Raw genomic sequence first — 15,477 nt, 5'->3', positions numbered from 1 at the left:
CATTTCACGTTGCGGCGGCAGCGCCAGGTTCGCTCTCTGGCGCCGCGGTGGCCTGCATCAGGCTCTTACGCCGATAGAGGAACCAGACCGCGCCAAGAGGAAACGAGACTCCGAGCATGATCGGACCGTAGATGAGTTGCGACCATCCCGCCCCAAACAACTGCACGTAAAGCAACTGAAGACCAAACGCGCCCGTAGTCCAGTTAAAGTGCAGCGTCACCACGCCCAGCAGAGTGAAAACGGCCCATAGCCATTTGCGCTTCGCGATTGGGGTACGCAGGCAAAGTACGAAGGCGTAAAGGCAAAATAGCGGCAGCAGCACGGTGAGCGTAAGCATCAGCCAGTGCGCAAATCCCTTGCTGCCCAGGGCAAAGGCGTTGGTTTGCTCAAGAGATTGAGTCATCCGCTGCACGTGGATGCCGTCCACTAGCGCGGCGTCGCCCTGTTTGTTCATATGCACATTGCCCAACGCCCAGCCCTTGGAAAACTGGTATTCGTAGGTGAGGTCGTAAGTCGTGTGTCCGTTGATGGAGAAGGTGCGAGCACCAACCAGTTTGACGGAGACAGGCGCTCCTTCTGGAAAGTAGTCAGCGACCTCCGTCAGCTTGGTATCAATATCGGACACCGCCAGAAGGTTTGCGGCCAGGTGGCCCTTGACCGCGTCGAACTGGCGATCGCGAACGGCGTCGAGAACCTGTTTCGCCTGCTCTGCTTCAGGGTGAGGCGTGAATTTGTCAAACAAAGCTTGCTGGCTGCAGCCAGCAACTACCAGACACGCGTACGCGATGACCAGGCGTGCGATACCCTTCATGAATCGTGCTCCCCTGTGGCGTTTAGCCGATGTTTCAGGATACATATATAGCCGAACTGTACTTGGGCGAGCACCAACCAAGGACTACGGCAGCAGCTTGCCCGGATTGAGGATGCCATCAGGGTCAAATGCCGCTTTCACGTTACGCATCAGATGCAACGTGGTGGGCTGCAACGCCAACGGCATGAATTCCCGCTTCACCAGCCCGATGCCGTGCTCGCCGGACAGGGTGCCATCCAGCGCGATCACCAGCGCAAACACATCGGCGAGACAGGCATGGGCGCGTTCGCGCTCTGCTTCATCGCGCGGCAGCAGATTGACGTGAAGGTTGCCGTTGCCGGCATGACCGAAGCTGACGATCAACACGTCGTGCTTCTTCGAAAGCGCCTTGATGCCATCCACCAGCTCGGGCAGGCGGCTGACCGGAACGACGACGTCTTCATTGATCTTGTTGGGTGAAATGGTTCGTTGCGCAGGCGACAGCGCCTTGCGGGCGGACCATAGCGCCTGCGTTTCTTCGGCTGTCTCCGCGATCTTCAGTTCTTCCATGCCTTCGCCACGCGCCGCGCGCGACACGGCTTCCACCGCGCTGGGCAGCGTATCGGGTTCGCCATCCACCTCGATCATCAGCATCGCGCCCGCTACCGGCACGCCGTTGCCGCCGTAGTCGCGGGCGAGCTTGAGTGCCACGTCATCGATGAACTCCAGCGCGCACGGCGTGACGGGTTGCGCCATGATCCTCGCGACAGCGCGTGCCGCTGCGCCGACGTCGCGATAGGTGGCGCGCATGGTGCGCAGCCCCGATGGCTTCGGTGTGAGTTTGAGCGTTGCCTCGGTGATGAGCGCCAGCGTGCCTTCCGAGCCGATCAGCAAGCGCGTGAAGTCGTAACCGGTCGAGCCTTTGCTGGTGTAAGTGCCGCAGCGAAAACCCTCTCCCGTGCCCGCCACCGCGCGCAGCCCCAGCGTGTTCTCGCGCGGGCTGCCGTACTTCACCGTGCGCGGCCCGGCGGAATTGCAGGCAAGGTTGCCACCCACGCTGCACCATGGTGACGAGGTCGGGTCGGGTGGCCAGAAAAAGCCGTGCGGCTTCAACGCTTGCTGCAGGTCGCCGTTGAGCACGCCGGGTTCCACCACGGCGAACCGGTTGTCCGGGTCGATCTTCACGATCCGGTTCATGCGCTCGAAACTGACCACCACGCCGCCCTCCACCGGCACTGTTGCGCCGGTGGTATTGGTGCCACGCCCACGCGCGATCACGGGTACGCGATGCGCGCGACACGCCTGTACCAGTATCTCCACCTGCTCATGCGTGGTCGGAAACGCCACGGCGTCTGGCAGCGCGTTGCGGCGGGAATTGTCGTAAGCGTAGGCAAGGCGCTCCGCCATCTCGACCGACAGAGAGCCGGCCGGGAAATGCTGGCGAAGCGAGGAAAGCAGGGTATCCGGTAGATTCATCGCATCAGTATCCCACTCTGCATGGCTGAACGTCGGCCGGGTGCGTCATGCCTAGTGCACCTGCTGCGCTGTCGCCGTCGGAGTGGCCGGAATGATTTCCTCGATGCGTTCGCGCACGTACGGATAGAACGGATTGGAGCTGATGCGCAGCACGGCGTCGAGGTTGAGGATAAGGGCGCCTCGCTCGCCGCGTGGCGCCTGGGTGCCCAGGCGAACGCCAAAGTCTTCCGACATGTCGGGTTGCGTGCCATAGAGCGGATCGTTGGGCGGAAAGGGCAGGGCGATATGCGACAGCGAGAAAATGTCGTCGGGGTACTCGATGGATAGTGGCGTCACCGTGGCCTGGTCGTGACCGGCCTCGGTGGTGCGCGCCACCATGTGACTATCGTTCGCTGCTGCGTTGGCGATCACCGTGCTGCGAAAGCGTTGTGGCCCCGGCGGCAGCAGATGCTGCAAGGCCTGCAGGGAGCTGGCCCGCAGCAGAGAATCGAAGCGGTGGTTGCGGTTGACATCGAACAGTACGATCTCGCTGCCATTGGCGGGGAGCCTGGCAAACAGCGTGCGCATGACGGCAGGCGCGCTCACGGTGTCATCGATCACCGATTGAAAAGTAAGAATGGGTGGCATGCCCGCCAATTTCTGTTCGCGATCGAGACTCTGCAGCTGGTTCCGGATAGCGTCTGTCAGCAGATAAGTCTGGCGTGCCGCGTTGACCGGGAACGAGTTGTACTTGAACGGGTTGTACTCCGGCAGCAGATCAAGCCAGGCTGCTTTGGCGAACGACGGCAGGATGGCCGGCAGGCCAGCAAGGCCAGCGAAGCGCGCAAAGCGCGTTACGCCAATCATCGGCGACAACAACACCAGTTGCGTCGGTCTGGTCAGTTCGTTCTGGTCGCGGGTGTCCAGCGTGTACTTGAGCGACAGCGCGCCGCCGTTGGAGTAACCCACCATGTGAATGGGTGCCTGCGCGCCGACGCGCCGGCGCGCCTCGCGCATGGCCAGTCGTGTGGCAGCCATCCATGTTGGCCACTGAGCCTCGGTCAGGGCCGCGGGTACCGTGCCGTGACCGGGCACGCGCAAGCCGATGGCCACAAAGCCGTGGTCGCGATACAGCTCGGCGATGTCGCGCAGGCTATAGGGCGAGTCGGTCAGGCCGTGGATCAGGACCACGGCACCCACGGGCTTTCCTTTCGGTTCGAGTACGTACGAGCGATTCCAGTCGTGGGCGAAATGCCCCGGATACATCGGAGCGCCTTCGAAGTAACGATTGGTGGCAACGCGCTCAGATGACGGCAGTTTGTCGCTGACTTGCGTGCGGACTTCGTCGAACAGCCGGTCTTCCGCGGCGAGGTAGCCCTGCCAGTCGGTGGCGTCGATTTCCGCGGCGGTCAGCTCATGGGGCACATAGGTCTGCCAGAGCGCCAGTGGGTCGCCCTGCTGCGAATCCCACGCGCGTATGCCCAACAGCGAAACGAGGAAAACCAGAAGGACGATGGCCGTCCATTTGCCAAGCTTGATCAATGCTCGAAGCATGGTGCCTCCGTGGTCGGGTGCCGCCACCAGGCGACACCTCCGTCAGTCTGCCTGACGATGCATGGAGAGATCGTGGACTTGTCAGTCGCGTGTCGGCCAGAGTATCGCCTGGGCCACGACCACATGGTCGCCATTAAAGGTCGCCGCGGGGGAGCCATACAGCTCATAGCCCAGCTCAAGCGCCTCGGATACGCGGCGGCAAAAGCTGGCGTCGTCCTTGCCGGTCAGCAGTCGGTATCGCGGAAGACCATCGGGCGGTGAGTCAGACATGCGTAAACGTCCTCTGTGTCGATGTCAGCGATGGATAGCCGTAAGGGCCGCCTATGCGGCGTCGAAGGCGTTGCGCCACCAGTTCATGGTGGCATGATCGTTGGGGCCGTCGTAGCAGACCACATCGAAACGACACGCGCGCTGGGCGTGTTGCGGGTGGGCGACCAGCCACAGCTGAGCGGTGCGTGTGAGTTTGGCTTGTTTGGCCGCGTTGACCGAGGCCGCGGCGTCACCCCGGCTGCTGCTCAGGCGGTGACGCACTTCGACGAAGACCACGGTATCGCGATCAAGCATCACCAGATCGAGCTCGCCGTATCGCGTGGTGTAATTTCGCGCCAGCAACTTGAGGCCTGCGCGTTGAAGTTCCGCGCAGGCGCGTTGTTCGAATGCGGCGCCGGCTGCGCGCATCAATGCGTGGTGGGCTCGCCGGTTTGCGGCTGCTGGGTGTTGTCGGCCGGTGGCGCCAAGGCCGGGGCGGTATCCATCTGCAGGCTGCCGTTGAGCGGACGGGCGAGGCCATCCTGGAACTTCGCCCACACCAGCACGCGGCGGATGCGGCCGAACTGGTCGGAGGTCAGCTGGCCGCTGGCGCCGGGTAAATAGCTGCCGGGGTGTGCACGCAGCCAGTCAACGTAGGGCGCGAGATTCCATGCATCCATGCCGAAGGCGAACAGGCGTGCCGACGTGCCGCGCGCGGCGGGCAACTGCGAGGCGATGTCGCCATGATTGGGCAGGCCCGGCTGCACATCGAACAACCACGGCGCGTCGCAGAACTCCACGCCTTCCAGGTCGCGGTTGGCGCTGGCGTCGTCGGCACCGGCGTAGATGTGCGAGGTGCCGATCACCGGCAGACTCACGCGAGCCAGCTTCAGCTGCGGCAACAGCAGGCGTGCCTGCTGCGTGCGCATGCTGATGAAGATACCGGCGTTGTTCGGGGTGGTGGCGTCGCCTGTGGTGGTAGGTATGCCCAGGCCGTTGATGGTCGACGCAAAGTTCACGCTGCTGGCGAGCGTGCCCATGCTGACGACTTTGCCGCCGCGTGCTTCCAGCTCGGCCTTGAAGGACTTGGCCGCGCGTTGCGCAAAGTCATCGTTGCTCACGATGACGTAGGCCGTAAGCATGCCGCCTTCCGCCATATGGTCCGCGGACTGCGTGCCTTCCGTTTCAGGCAGCAGGCCAAACTCGCTCACGCCACTGGCAGGCAGGCTCTTGTCATCAGGGTGGTTCAGCGCAAGCAGGGCCACCGGCAGTTGCGGCAGACCGAACAGCGCGGAGACCTCGCCACGAGTAAGTGGGCCGATGACGAGCTGCGCACCGTCATTCACTGCTTGCTGATAAGCCTTGATGGCGCCGGCAGCCGTGCCGCCGCTGTCGTATACCCGCACCGGAGGGCGTTGCGCGTGATTGCGCGTGGAATCCGCGTAAGCGGCAAAGAAACCTTCACGAACCGCCGTGCCGGCCGCCGCGATGTTGCCGCTGGTGGGCAGCAGCAGCGCCACGTGTGCGGGCATCTTGTAGCCCTCGCGCACGCTGGCGCCTTCACCCGGTATCAGGGTGCCGACTTCCTGCCCGAGTGATGGTGCGGCGTTTGCCACGGCAACACCGAGCTGTGTGAGCGCCTCGTTGACCCAGGGCAGCATGCGGTCACCTGGCTGCATGGCCGCCGCGCGTTGCTTGAGCGGGTCGACGCCAAGCTTGGTGAGCAGGGACACAATCTCCTTGCGGTTTTGCGTCTGGTCGAGGCCCTTCAGTTGGCCGTCCATTTCCACACGGGAACGCGCGGCGCCCCACAGGTCGCCAGTTTGCTCCATGGCCCGCGAGCGCAGCTCAAGCAGGCGCAGTTGCAGCGCGGGTGGCACGCTGACGTTTGGTTGCGTGGTGAGTTGCAGGGCGCGCGCGGCATTGTTCTGCTTCAAGGCCTGTTCGGCCTGGAGCAGATCCAGCCGCGACGGCTCGTCACCGCTCAGGCGCTGGCGGCGAATGGCATTGAGAAAAGGCGACGACCGGTCGAGTTGGCCTTCCTGGCGATAGGCTTCTGCCGCGAGCAACTGATAGTGGTCGCGGTTGCTACCGGTTTGCGCCAGCGTGAGATACGCCTGCGCCGCGTCATCGAACTTGCCTTGCTGCACCAGTGCGTCGGCATGCTGGCTGGCGGCAATCTCGGCGGGCGAACGCTCCACCGTCGGCGGCACGCAAGCGCTGAGTACCAGTGAAAAGAGCAGGGCAATGCCTGCAGCGCGATTCAAGCGCATGGCCAAATCCCTTCGAGCTTTTTTGACGACAAGGTGGGCGGATGGGCGATGATAGCCCATTGGGTTCCCACCCCGAGGCTCAGGAAACAGCAAGATGTCACAGATTCAGCCCGGCCTGCTATGGGTGGTCGCCACGCCGATCGGTCATCGGGATGACTTTTCTGCACGTGCCATTGAAACCTTGCGATCGGTCGCGGTGATCGCAGCGGAGGACACCCGCCACAGTCGCCCTCTGCTGACGCACTACAACATCGGCTCGCCATTGGTGGCACTGCACGAACACAACGAACGGGAAGTGGTGGATGCGATTGTCCGGCGTTTGCTGGGCGGCGAATCGGTAGCGCTGATCTCCGACGCCGGGACGCCACTTATTAGTGATCCCGGTTTTCGCCTGGTGCGCGCCGCCCGTGCGGCAGGTATTCGCTGTGCGCCCGTTCCCGGCGCTTGCGCGGCGATTGCTGCGCTTTCCGTAGCTGGCCTGCCCAGTGATCGTTTTGTATTCGAAGGCTTCCTGCCACCTAAGGCCGCCGCGCGGCGTACGCGTTTGCAGGAACTTGCGGGCGATGCGCGTACGCTGATCTTTTACGAGTCGTCGCATCGCGTGGCAGAGAGTCTGGCCGACATGCGCGATGTCTTCGGCGCAGCGCGTGAAGGCGTGCTTGCGCGCGAGCTCACCAAGCTGTTCGAAACCGTGATCGGTGAGCCGTTGAGCGAACTGGCGACGCGCGTCGCCAATGATCCCGACCAACAGCGCGGCGAGTGCGTCATTCTCGTGGCTGGGCGTGGCGAAGAGGCCGATGCGCGCGAGGCCGAGGGCCGGCGCGTGTTTGCCATCCTGCGCGAGGAGCTGCCGCCGGCGAAGGCGGCCAAACTGGCGGCGGCTATCACGGGCGCGCCGCGCAAGCTGCTATATGAAGGCTAGGAGTGAGTTAAGAGGAGTGAGAAGTGAGAGAAAAGCGGCTCTCTCTCACTTCTCACTCCTCTCTCTTCGCTTTTCGCTTCTCAAGCCCGTTGAGCCCCACATTCCACTAGAATGCACGGCGGAGTCGGCCGGACAGTCGCGTCGCGCGCAAGCGCATCGAGGAAAGTCCGGGCTCCATAGGGCAAGGTGCCAGGTAACGCCTGGGCAGCGCGAGCTGACGGCCAGTGCAACAGAGAGCAGACCGCCGAACGGCACCCTCGGGTGCGCGTGGTAAGGGTGAAAGGGTGCGGTAAGAGCGCACCGCGTGCGGGGCTAACGCCGCATGGCACGGTAAACCCCACCTGGAGCAAGACCGAATAGGGGAACGATAACGCGGCCCGCGTTGTTCCCGGGTAGGTTGCTGGAGCCTGGCGGTGACGCCAGGCCGAGAGGAATGACTGTCGCGCCGCAAGGCGTACAGAACCCGGCTTACAGGCCGACTCCGCCTCCTTCACTACCGGTCGTCGCCGTCATGCCGAAGTGGGCATGGCAGGCGGCGACCGCGTGGTGGTGGTCATGAATGCCGGTTCATTTCGGCAGCCTCCGGAGAGGCTCGCGGGAGCGCAGGAACGCGCGGCGCTGCAGTAAAAAATCCTAGCCTTTCAAACACCTTTGAGTGTTTCCTCAGAAAAGGCTGGAATTACTGCCAGATCACCGCCTTTCTCATTGATTCACAAGAAAAATTTCCTTGACAGTCTCAGGGGGCGAGACTATCGTGGGTTCCTGTGTGAAATCGTGGGAATTAGTGGAGTCTAACGGTCGTGTTCCAGGGCGAAACCGCCATCACTGTTGACGACAAAGGCCGGCTGGCCATTCCAACCGCGTACCGCGAGTTGGTGGCCGACGCCTGCGCCAATCGTCTGGTGATCACCTACAACCCCTTCGAGTCGGGCTGCCTCTGGCTGTTCCCGCACGCGGAGTGGGAAAAGGTGCGCGACCAGGTCAACGCTCTTCCCAAGGTCAAGGCGGCCCATCGCGACATGCAGATGAAGCTGGTGGGTGCCGCGGCCGTGGTCGAGCCCGATTCCGCCGTGCGCATCCTGCTGCCGGCGAGTCAGCGTGCGACCACGGGCATCGAGAAGAAGGCGGTTTTGCTGGGTATGGGCAACAAGTTCGAGCTTTGGAGCGAGCAGGCCCACCTGGCCAAGATCCAACAGACCATCGGCGAAGACGAGATCACCAACGAGATGGCGGAGCTGCAGCTGTAACCGGCAACGGTGACAGCGCGGCGGAGTGAACGGGACGGGAGCGGGAGTGCGAGCGGCATGGCCGAGCGTTTAGTGCACATCCCGGTGATGCTGGGTGAAGCAGTGGAGGGACTCGCCGTGCAGGCAGGCGGGCGTTATCTCGATGGCACCTTTGGACGCGGCGGCCACGCTCGCGCTGTGCTGTCGCGCCTCGGGCCGGAAGGCCGCCTGTTGCTGATGGATCGCGATCCGCAGGCTATCGCCACGGCGCAGGCTGAGTTCGCCGGCGATCCGCGCGTGTCGATTCGTCACGCGAACTTTTCCAGCATGGCTGAGTGGGACGAAACCGCTGGCGGCCTTGACGGCATCCTGCTCGACCTCGGCGTGTCCTCGCCCCAGCTCGATGAAGCCGCTCGCGGCTTCAGTTTTATGGCGGATGCGCCGCTGGACATGCGCATGGACACCACGCAGGGCGAAAGCGCCGCGGATTTTCTCGCCCATGCGTCGGAGAAAGACATCGCCGACGTGCTGTGGATCTACGGTGAGGAGCGCTTCAGCCGAAAGATCGCCCGCGCCATTGTCGAAGATCGTGCTGAAAACCCGATCACCCGCACCGGCCAGCTGGCTGCGCTGATCGAGCGCGTCGTTGGCCGCCGCGAACCGGGCAAGCATCCGGCCACGCGGAGCTTCCAGGCGTTGCGCATCCGCGTGAACGGTGAGCTGGATGCGCTCGCGCAGGGCCTCCAGTCCGCGCTGGAGCTACTCAAGGTAGGCGGCCGCCTGTCCATCATCAGCTTCCATTCGCTGGAGGATCGTGCGGTCAAGCTGTTCATCCGCGACCATTCGGGACGCGTGCAGGGCAGCCGCCGTGGTCCGCCGGTCGCCGCCGCGCCGGCGCGTCTGGCCGCCGTGGGCAAGGCGCAGTTTCCTTCCGAGGCCGAGCTGGCCGTCAATCCGCGCTCCCGCTCCGCGGTGCTGCGCGTGGCGGAGAAGCTCTCATGAAGGTTCTCGGCGGCATCTTCATGCTGATCCTGATCGCGGCGGTGCTGTCCAGCGCCATTGCCGTGGTGTGGACGCGCCATGAGAGCCGCGTGTTGTTCGTCGAGCTGACCCGCCTGCAGAACCAGCGCGACGATCTGAACATCGAATACGGCAAGCTGGAGCTGGAACAGGCTACCTGGGCCGAGCCGCGTCGCGTTGACGACGAATCGCGCCAGCGTCTGGGCATGCTCAATCCCAAGCCGCAAGACATCCAGCTGGTGCGCCGATGACGCCGCGCCCGCGCACGACCTCCCACTCCTCCCGCCGCCGCGACGGCGCACCCAGCACCCGCCGCCGCATGGTGCTGGTGGTGAGCGTGCTCGGCATGGCCTCGCTGGGGCTGGTCGCGCGGGCGTTCGACATGCAGGTGGTGCGCAAGGACTTCTATCAGAACCAGGCGGATGCCCGCATCCTGCGCGAAGTGCCCATTGCGGTATCGCGCGGCACCATCTTCGATCGCAATGGCGAGCCGCTGGCCGTGTCGACGCCGGTGATGTCGATCTGGGCGAACCCGGCCGAAGTGCTGGACAACGAAGACAAGTTGCCGGCGCTGGCCAAGGCCATCGGCATGGATCCGGACGCGCTCAAGCAGTATCTCGCGCAGCGTTCCGAGCGCGAGTTTGTTTATCTCAAGCGTCAGATGTCGCCGGACGCGGCACAGGTCGTGCTCGATCTCGCTGTGCCGGGCGTGAATGGCCAGCGTGAGTTCCGCCGCTTCTATCCGTCGGGCCCGGTGACCGCTCACGTGCTCGGCTTCACCAATATCGACGACCACGGCCAGGAAGGTCTGGAGCTGGCGTTCGACGACTGGCTGGCCGGCAAGGAAGGCCGCAAGCGCGTCATTCGCGATCGCCAGGGTCATGTGGTGGAAGACCTGGACCTCGTGCGCGCGCCGCAGCCGGGTCGCGACATCACGCTCAGCATCGACCGCCGCATCCAGTTCCTTGCCTATAACGAGCTGAAGAACACCATCCAGCAGTCCGATGCGGACTCCGGCTCGATGGTGATCATCGACGTGCCTACGGGCGAAGTGCTGGCCATGGTGAACTGGCCCACCTACAACCCGAACGCCCTGCGTGGCAGCAACCCCTCCAGCCGCCGCAATCGCGCGATGACCGACGTGGTGGAGCCGGGCTCCACCATCAAGCCGTTCGTGATGGCCGCGGCGTTGTCCAGCGGCAAGTACACGCCGACGGGGCCGCTGGTCGATACCGGCAACGGCCACTTTTTCTATATCCGCAAAGACATCCGCGATACGCACTCGAACGGCATGTTGTCGCCCACCGGCATCATCGCCAAGTCCAGCAACATTGGCGCCGCCAAGGTGGCGCTGACGCTGGATACGGGCCTGATGTACGACACGTATCGTGCGTTCGGCTTCGGCGCCAGCACCAATAGCGGCTTCCCCGGAGAAGCCTCCGGCTACCTCAAGCCGGGCAAGGGCTGGGGCATGCTGGAGAAGGCCATTTTGGCCTACGGCTACGGCCTCAACGTGACGCCGCTCCAGCTGGCGAACGGTTACGCCACCATCGCCGACAACGGCGTGATGCACTCGCCGACTTTCGTAAAGGGCTCGGACAACGAGGCCAAGCAGATCATCGATCCCAAGATCGCCAAGGAATTGGTGCAGATGATGGTGGCGGTGACGCAGCCGGGCGGTACAGGCGCGCCGTACACCTGGATTGCCAACTATGGCGTGGCCGGCAAGTCCGGAACGGCGCACAAGGCGACGGCCGGCGGCTATTCCAATAACAATTACAGTTCCGCCTTTGCCGGCGTGGTACCCGCATCGAACCCGCGTCTGGCGGCGGTGGTGATCGTCGACAACCCGAGAAAAGGCAGCTATTACGGCGCGCTGGTATCCGGTCCCGTGTTCTCCAAAGTCCTGGACGGCGCACTGCGGTTGTTGGACGTGCCGCCGGACAACATTGGTCGCTGGTATGTCGGTGGACCTTTGCAGGGACAGGACGGCCTGACAGGAAACAAGCCGCCCGCTGTCGAAACCGTCGATGACGCACCGGTCGACGAGGCCCCCCAATGACCGCGCGCCTCGACCAACTGCTCCAGGACATCGCCGATACCCCAGGTGTCGGCGATATCGTCGTTTCAGGTCTTGCACTCGACTCGCGCCAGGTGCGCCCGGGCGACGCGTTCTTCGCCCTGCGCGGCACGCGCGAGCACGGCATCATGTTTGCTCAAGGTGCCGTCGCACGTGGTGCGCGCGTTGTGCTGGCCGAAGCGCCGGCCAATGACGTGCCGCCGATGGATGTGCCGGTGCTGTGGGTCGATGGCCTGCATGGCAAGGTGGGCGAGATCGCCGCGCGCTTTTTCGATCGTCCCTCCGAGTCGCTGCACGTGATCGGCGTGACCGGCACCAACGGCAAGACCTCGACCGTGCAATTGCTGGCGCAGGCGCTGGAACATCTGGGCCATCGCGCCGCGACCATCGGCACGCTGGGCGCGGGCCTGCACGGCAGCATCAGCGAAGGCGAGCGCACCACGCCCGATGCGATCAACGTGCAGGGTCTGTTGGCCTCGTTCCGCGATGACGGCGCCACTCACGTGGCGATGGAAGTCTCATCGCACGCGTTGGAGCAGGGCCGCGTGGCGGCCGTGGCGTTCGAGGTGGCGGCGTTCACCAACCTCACGCGCGATCATCTCGACTACCACGGCAGCATGGAAGCCTATGGCGAGGCCAAGGCCAAGCTGTTCGCGTGGCCCACGCTGCATGCCGCTGCCATCAATGTGGACGACGCCTTCGGGCGCTCGCTTGCCCAGCGACTGCCGGCGACGGTGCGCGCTCTTCGCCTGAGCGCGGAAGGCGACGCTGGCGCAGACATTCGCGCTGTGAACGTAGCCACCTCCGCCGAAGGCCTCGCTTTCGAACTGCAGACGCCGTGGGGCACGCATGCCATCCGCAGCAGCCTGCTTGGCCGCTTCAACGTGGCCAATCTGCTGGTGGTCGTGGCCTGCCTGGGTGCGATGGGTGAACCGTTCGAGCGCATGGTCGAGGCGGTCGAGGTGTTGCAGCCGATCAATGGCCGCATGAATCGCCTCGGTGGCGTCGCGGGTCTGCCGCTGGTGGTGGTGGATTACGCGCATACGCCGGATGCGCTGGAGCAGGCCCTCGCTGCGCTGCGCGCGCATTGCGATGGGCAGCTGATCTGCGTCTTCGGTTGCGGCGGCGAACGCGATGCGGGCAAGCGTCCGCAGATGGGCGCCATCGCCGAGCGTCTGGCTGACCAGATCATCATCACCGACGACAACCCGCGCGGCGAAGACGGCGACGTCATCGTGGCGCAGATCGTCGCTGGCCTGCGGCAGCCCAAGGCAGCCACGGTGCAGCGTGATCGCGCCGGGGCGATCGATCAGGCCTTGTCGATGGCGCGGGCCGGCGACGTGGTGCTGATTGCCGGCAAGGGTCATGAAACTTATCAGGAAGGCGCTCACGGTAAGCGCCCGTTTGACGACCTGGCTGTAGCACGCCAGGCATTGGAGACACGCGCATGATGCGGTTGAGCGCCATCGCGCTGTGGACCCGGGGGCGCCTGATGGGCGCCGATGTGGATGTGACGGGTGTCGCCATCGACACGCGCAAGCTGCAGGCGGGCGATCTGTTTGTGGCGATCAAGGGTGATCGCGTTGATGGCCATGATTTTCTGGCCGACGCCAAGGCCAATGGCGCCGTCGCGGCGCTGGTGACCCGCAAGATCGATTTCGATCTGCCGCAGGTGCTGGTGGACGACACCGCGCTCGCGCTGGGTGACCTGGCCAGCGCCGTGCGCGCGCAGAACAACGTGCGCGTGATCGGCATTACCGGCTCCAACGGCAAGACCACGGTGAAGACACTGACCGCGTCGATTCTGTCGCGTCACGGCCGCACCCACGTCAACGCCGGCAATTTCAACAACGAGCTGGGCCTGCCGCTGACCTTGCTGGCCATGCCGCAAGACACCGAATTCGCGGTGCTGGAAATGGGCGCGGGCAAGCCGGGCGACATCGCCTATCTCGCTGCCATCGCACGGCCCGATATCGGCCTCGTCAACACCATTGCGCCCGCGCATCTTGAGCGCATGGGCAGCGTGGAAGGCGTGGCCGAGACCAAGGGCGCGCTGTACCAGGCACTACCGGTCGATGGCGTGGCGATCATCAATGCAGACGACGCGTTCGCCAGCTTCTTCGCGGGGCTGGCCGGTACGCGCCGTCAGCTGCGCTTTGCGCTGAACCACAAGGCCGACGTGGGCGCGGACGTTCTCGATCAGCGCGTAGACGGCTCGCACTTCCTGTTGAGCACGCCGGTGGGCGACGCCGAAGTGCAGTTGCCGCTGGCCGGTCGCCACAACATCGCCAACGCACTGGCCGCCGCGTCGATCGCGCTGGCGCTGGAAGTGCCGCTGGACACCATCGTGGAAGGCCTCGAGCAGGTTCCCGGCGTGGCTGGCCGCCTGCAGCTCGAAAGCATGCCGGGTGGCTGGACGTTGATCGACGACAGCTACAACGCCAATCCGGGTTCGGTCGGCGCTGCCATCGACACGCTGGCCCTCGCCGAAGGTGAGCGCTGGCTGGTGCTGGGCGACATGGCGGAGCTGGGCGAGAACACGGTGGCGTTGCACGCCGGTATCGGCGAGCACGCCCGCCAGCGTGGCATCGATCGCCTGTATGCCGTAGGGCCGCTCAGCGCAGCGGCTACCACAGCGTTCGGCGAGCGTGGCGAGCATTTCGCCGACAAGGCGACGCTGGTCGCCGCACTCAAGCAACACCTGCACGGTGGTGTCACCTGCCTGATCAAGGGCTCGCGTTCGTCGGGCATGGATCAGGTGGTCGCCGCACTTCGTAACAACAAGGGTAATGGGGAGGGCGCATCCAATGCTGCTTGAACTCGCAGACTGGATGGCACGGCACTTCACGGCCCTGCATCTGTTTCAGTACATCACGTTCCGCACGATCATGGCCGCGCTTACGGCGCTGGCGATGTCGCTGCTGTTTGGTCCGGCGTTGATCCAGAAACTGGCCGATCTGAAAGCAGGGCAGGTGGTACGCAAGGACGGCCCGCAGACGCACCTCTCCAAGGCCGGCACGCCGACCATGGGCGGCGTGATGATTCTGCTCGCCGTCACGTTCTCCACCATTTTGTGGACCGATCTGCACAATCGCTACGTATGGCTGGTGCTGGCCGTGCTGCTCAGCTTCGGCGTGATCGGCTTCTACGACGACTACAAGAAGCTGGTGCTGAAGGACAGCCGCGGCCTCGCATCGCGCTGGAAGTATTTCTGGCAGTCGGTGTTCGGCCTCGCCGCAGCGCTGTTCCTCTACTACACCGCGCCCCAGACCAACGGCGCGCTGCCGGTGGCTGAAACGGCCCTTTATGTGCCGCTGTTCAAGCAGGTGGTGATCCCGCTCGGAATTCTGTTCGTGGTGGTGGCCTACTTCATGATCGTGGGCTTCTCCAACGCGGTGAATCTCACCGACGGTCTGGATGGCCTCGCCATCATGCCGACCGTGCTGGTGTCGGGTGCGCTGGGTGTATTCGCTTATCTCGCCGGTAACAAGGTGTTTTCCGAATACCTGGGCATTCCTTCGATCCCCGGCGCGGGCGAGCTCGCGATCTTCTGCGGCGCGTTGTCCGGCGCAGGCTTGGGTTTCCTTTGGTTCAACACCTATCCGGCACAGGTTTTCATGGGCGACGTCGGCGCGCTGGCCATTGGCGCAGCGCTGGCGGCCATTGCAGTGATCGTGCGCCAGGAGATCGTGCTGCTGGTGATGGGCGGCGTGTTCGTCATGGAAACCGCGTCGGTGATGATCCAGGTCGCCAGCTTCAAGATGACGGGCAAGCGCGTGTTCCGCATGGCGCCCATCCATCACCACTTCGAGCTCAAGGGCTGGCCTGAGCCGCGCGTGATCGTGCGCTTCTGGATCATCAGTGTCGTGCTGGTGCTGATCGGCCTCGCCACGTTGAAGGTGCGCTGA

14 protein-coding genes and 1 other RNA gene are annotated in these 15,477 nt (G+C 64.2%); 9 read left to right on the top strand and 6 right to left on the bottom strand.

Going from position 1 to position 15,477, the window contains the following annotated elements; all coding sequences use genetic code 11:
• Positions 1 to 4 precede the first annotated feature (4 nt).
• From OQE56_RS11740 to OQE56_RS11715, 6 genes are all read right to left on the bottom strand, one after another.
• On the bottom strand, positions 5 to 811 hold the full coding sequence (locus OQE56_RS11740; protein ID WP_267224509.1) for a hypothetical protein: 807 nt from the start codon (positions 809 to 811) through the stop codon (positions 5 to 7).
• A gap of 84 nt (positions 812 to 895) precedes the next feature.
• Positions 896 to 2,266: an FAD-binding oxidoreductase gene (locus tag OQE56_RS11735; RefSeq protein WP_267224507.1), complete on the bottom strand. Its 1,371-nt coding sequence runs from the start codon at positions 2,264 to 2,266 to the stop codon at positions 896 to 898.
• A 51-nt stretch (positions 2,267 to 2,317) separates the two neighbouring features.
• On the bottom strand, positions 2,318 to 3,799 hold the full coding sequence (locus OQE56_RS11730; protein ID WP_267224505.1) for an alpha/beta hydrolase: 1,482 nt from the start codon (positions 3,797 to 3,799) through the stop codon (positions 2,318 to 2,320).
• An 81-nt stretch (positions 3,800 to 3,880) separates the two neighbouring features.
• Complete coding sequence (locus OQE56_RS11725; RefSeq protein WP_267224503.1) at positions 3,881 to 4,069, bottom strand: DUF1737 domain-containing protein; 189 nt, start codon at positions 4,067 to 4,069, stop codon at positions 3,881 to 3,883.
• A 51-nt stretch (positions 4,070 to 4,120) separates the two neighbouring features.
• Complete coding sequence (locus OQE56_RS11720; protein ID WP_267224501.1) at positions 4,121 to 4,477, bottom strand: YraN family protein; 357 nt, start codon at positions 4,475 to 4,477, stop codon at positions 4,121 to 4,123.
• Complete coding sequence (locus OQE56_RS11715) at positions 4,477 to 6,321, bottom strand: penicillin-binding protein activator (protein ID WP_267224499.1); 1,845 nt, start codon at positions 6,319 to 6,321, stop codon at positions 4,477 to 4,479. The genes OQE56_RS11720 and OQE56_RS11715 overlap by 1 nt, the downstream gene beginning before the upstream one ends.
• 94 nt (positions 6,322 to 6,415) lie before the next feature.
• Between OQE56_RS11715 and rsmI the strand changes: the two genes are divergently transcribed.
• The 9 genes from rsmI to mraY all read left to right on the top strand — a co-directional run bounded on the left by rsmI (position 6,416) and on the right by mraY (position 15,477).
• The gene (gene rsmI, locus OQE56_RS11710; protein ID WP_267224497.1) at positions 6,416 to 7,243 is read left to right on the top strand and encodes a 16S rRNA (cytidine(1402)-2'-O)-methyltransferase; all 828 of its coding nucleotides are present in this window, start codon (positions 6,416 to 6,418) and stop codon (positions 7,241 to 7,243) included.
• 120 nt (positions 7,244 to 7,363) lie between these two features.
• Positions 7,364 to 7,730: RNase P RNA component class A (gene rnpB / locus OQE56_RS11705), an RNA gene on the top strand.
• A 313-nt stretch (positions 7,731 to 8,043) separates the two neighbouring features.
• The gene (mraZ, locus tag OQE56_RS11700; protein ID WP_267224494.1) at positions 8,044 to 8,490 is read left to right on the top strand and encodes a division/cell wall cluster transcriptional repressor MraZ; all 447 of its coding nucleotides are present in this window, start codon (positions 8,044 to 8,046) and stop codon (positions 8,488 to 8,490) included.
• Positions 8,491 to 8,547: 57 nt separating this feature from the next.
• A complete protein-coding gene (gene rsmH, locus OQE56_RS11695) occupies positions 8,548 to 9,471 on the top strand; it encodes a 16S rRNA (cytosine(1402)-N(4))-methyltransferase RsmH (protein ID WP_267224493.1) in 924 nt (307 codons plus the stop codon).
• Entirely contained in the window at positions 9,468 to 9,740 is a 273-nt protein-coding gene (ftsL, locus tag OQE56_RS11690; protein WP_267224492.1) for a cell division protein FtsL, read from the top strand. Before rsmH ends, ftsL begins: the two co-directional genes overlap by 4 nt.
• Positions 9,737 to 11,551, top strand: coding sequence for a peptidoglycan D,D-transpeptidase FtsI family protein (locus tag OQE56_RS11685; RefSeq protein ID WP_267224491.1), 1,815 nt, complete (start codon positions 9,737 to 9,739; stop codon positions 11,549 to 11,551). Before ftsL ends, OQE56_RS11685 begins: the two co-directional genes overlap by 4 nt.
• Positions 11,548 to 13,020 carry a UDP-N-acetylmuramoyl-L-alanyl-D-glutamate--2,6-diaminopimelate ligase gene (locus tag OQE56_RS11680; RefSeq protein ID WP_267224490.1) on the top strand — a complete coding sequence of 491 codons (1,473 nt, stop codon included), beginning with the start codon at positions 11,548 to 11,550 and terminating at the stop codon, positions 13,018 to 13,020. The genes OQE56_RS11685 and OQE56_RS11680 overlap by 4 nt, the downstream gene beginning before the upstream one ends.
• Positions 13,017 to 14,387: a UDP-N-acetylmuramoyl-tripeptide--D-alanyl-D-alanine ligase gene (locus OQE56_RS11675; RefSeq protein WP_267224489.1), complete on the top strand. Its 1,371-nt coding sequence runs from the start codon at positions 13,017 to 13,019 to the stop codon at positions 14,385 to 14,387. Before OQE56_RS11680 ends, OQE56_RS11675 begins: the two co-directional genes overlap by 4 nt.
• Positions 14,377 to 15,477, top strand: coding sequence for a phospho-N-acetylmuramoyl-pentapeptide-transferase (mraY, locus tag OQE56_RS11670; protein WP_267224488.1), 1,101 nt, complete (start codon positions 14,377 to 14,379; stop codon positions 15,475 to 15,477). The genes OQE56_RS11675 and mraY overlap by 11 nt, the downstream gene beginning before the upstream one ends.

The organism is Dyella silvae (assembly GCF_026421305.1).
In the GTDB taxonomy this organism is placed as follows: domain Bacteria; phylum Pseudomonadota; class Gammaproteobacteria; order Xanthomonadales; family Rhodanobacteraceae; genus Dyella; species Dyella silvae.
Note: the sequence above shows the minus strand (reverse complement) of the source record. Positions and strands in the feature narration are given on the sequence as shown.

Bases quoted from the DNA above. Each gene is read 5' to 3' on its own strand.
- OQE56_RS11740 (WP_267224509.1), bottom strand. From the start codon at position 811: ATGAAGGGTATCGCACGCCTGGTCATCGCGTACGCGTGTCTGGTAGTT.
- OQE56_RS11735 (WP_267224507.1), bottom strand. From the start codon at position 2,266: ATGAATCTACCGGATACCCTGCTTTCCTCGCTTCGCCAGCATTTCCCG.
- OQE56_RS11730 (WP_267224505.1), bottom strand. From the start codon at position 3,799: ATGCTTCGAGCATTGATCAAGCTTGGCAAATGGACGGCCATCGTCCTT.
- OQE56_RS11725 (WP_267224503.1), bottom strand. From the start codon at position 4,069: ATGTCTGACTCACCGCCCGATGGTCTTCCGCGATACCGACTGCTGACC.
- OQE56_RS11720 (WP_267224501.1), bottom strand. From the start codon at position 4,477: ATGCGCGCAGCCGGCGCCGCATTCGAACAACGCGCCTGCGCGGAACTT.
- OQE56_RS11715 (WP_267224499.1), bottom strand. From the start codon at position 6,321: ATGCGCTTGAATCGCGCTGCAGGCATTGCCCTGCTCTTTTCACTGGTA.
- rsmI (WP_267224497.1), top strand. From the start codon at position 6,416: ATGTCACAGATTCAGCCCGGCCTGCTATGGGTGGTCGCCACGCCGATC.
- rsmH (WP_267224493.1), top strand. From the start codon at position 8,548: ATGGCCGAGCGTTTAGTGCACATCCCGGTGATGCTGGGTGAAGCAGTG.
- ftsL (WP_267224492.1), top strand. From the start codon at position 9,468: ATGAAGGTTCTCGGCGGCATCTTCATGCTGATCCTGATCGCGGCGGTG.
- OQE56_RS11685 (WP_267224491.1), top strand. From the start codon at position 9,737: ATGACGCCGCGCCCGCGCACGACCTCCCACTCCTCCCGCCGCCGCGAC.
- OQE56_RS11680 (WP_267224490.1), top strand. From the start codon at position 11,548: ATGACCGCGCGCCTCGACCAACTGCTCCAGGACATCGCCGATACCCCA.
- OQE56_RS11675 (WP_267224489.1), top strand. From the start codon at position 13,017: ATGATGCGGTTGAGCGCCATCGCGCTGTGGACCCGGGGGCGCCTGATG.
- mraY (WP_267224488.1), top strand. From the start codon at position 14,377: ATGCTGCTTGAACTCGCAGACTGGATGGCACGGCACTTCACGGCCCTG.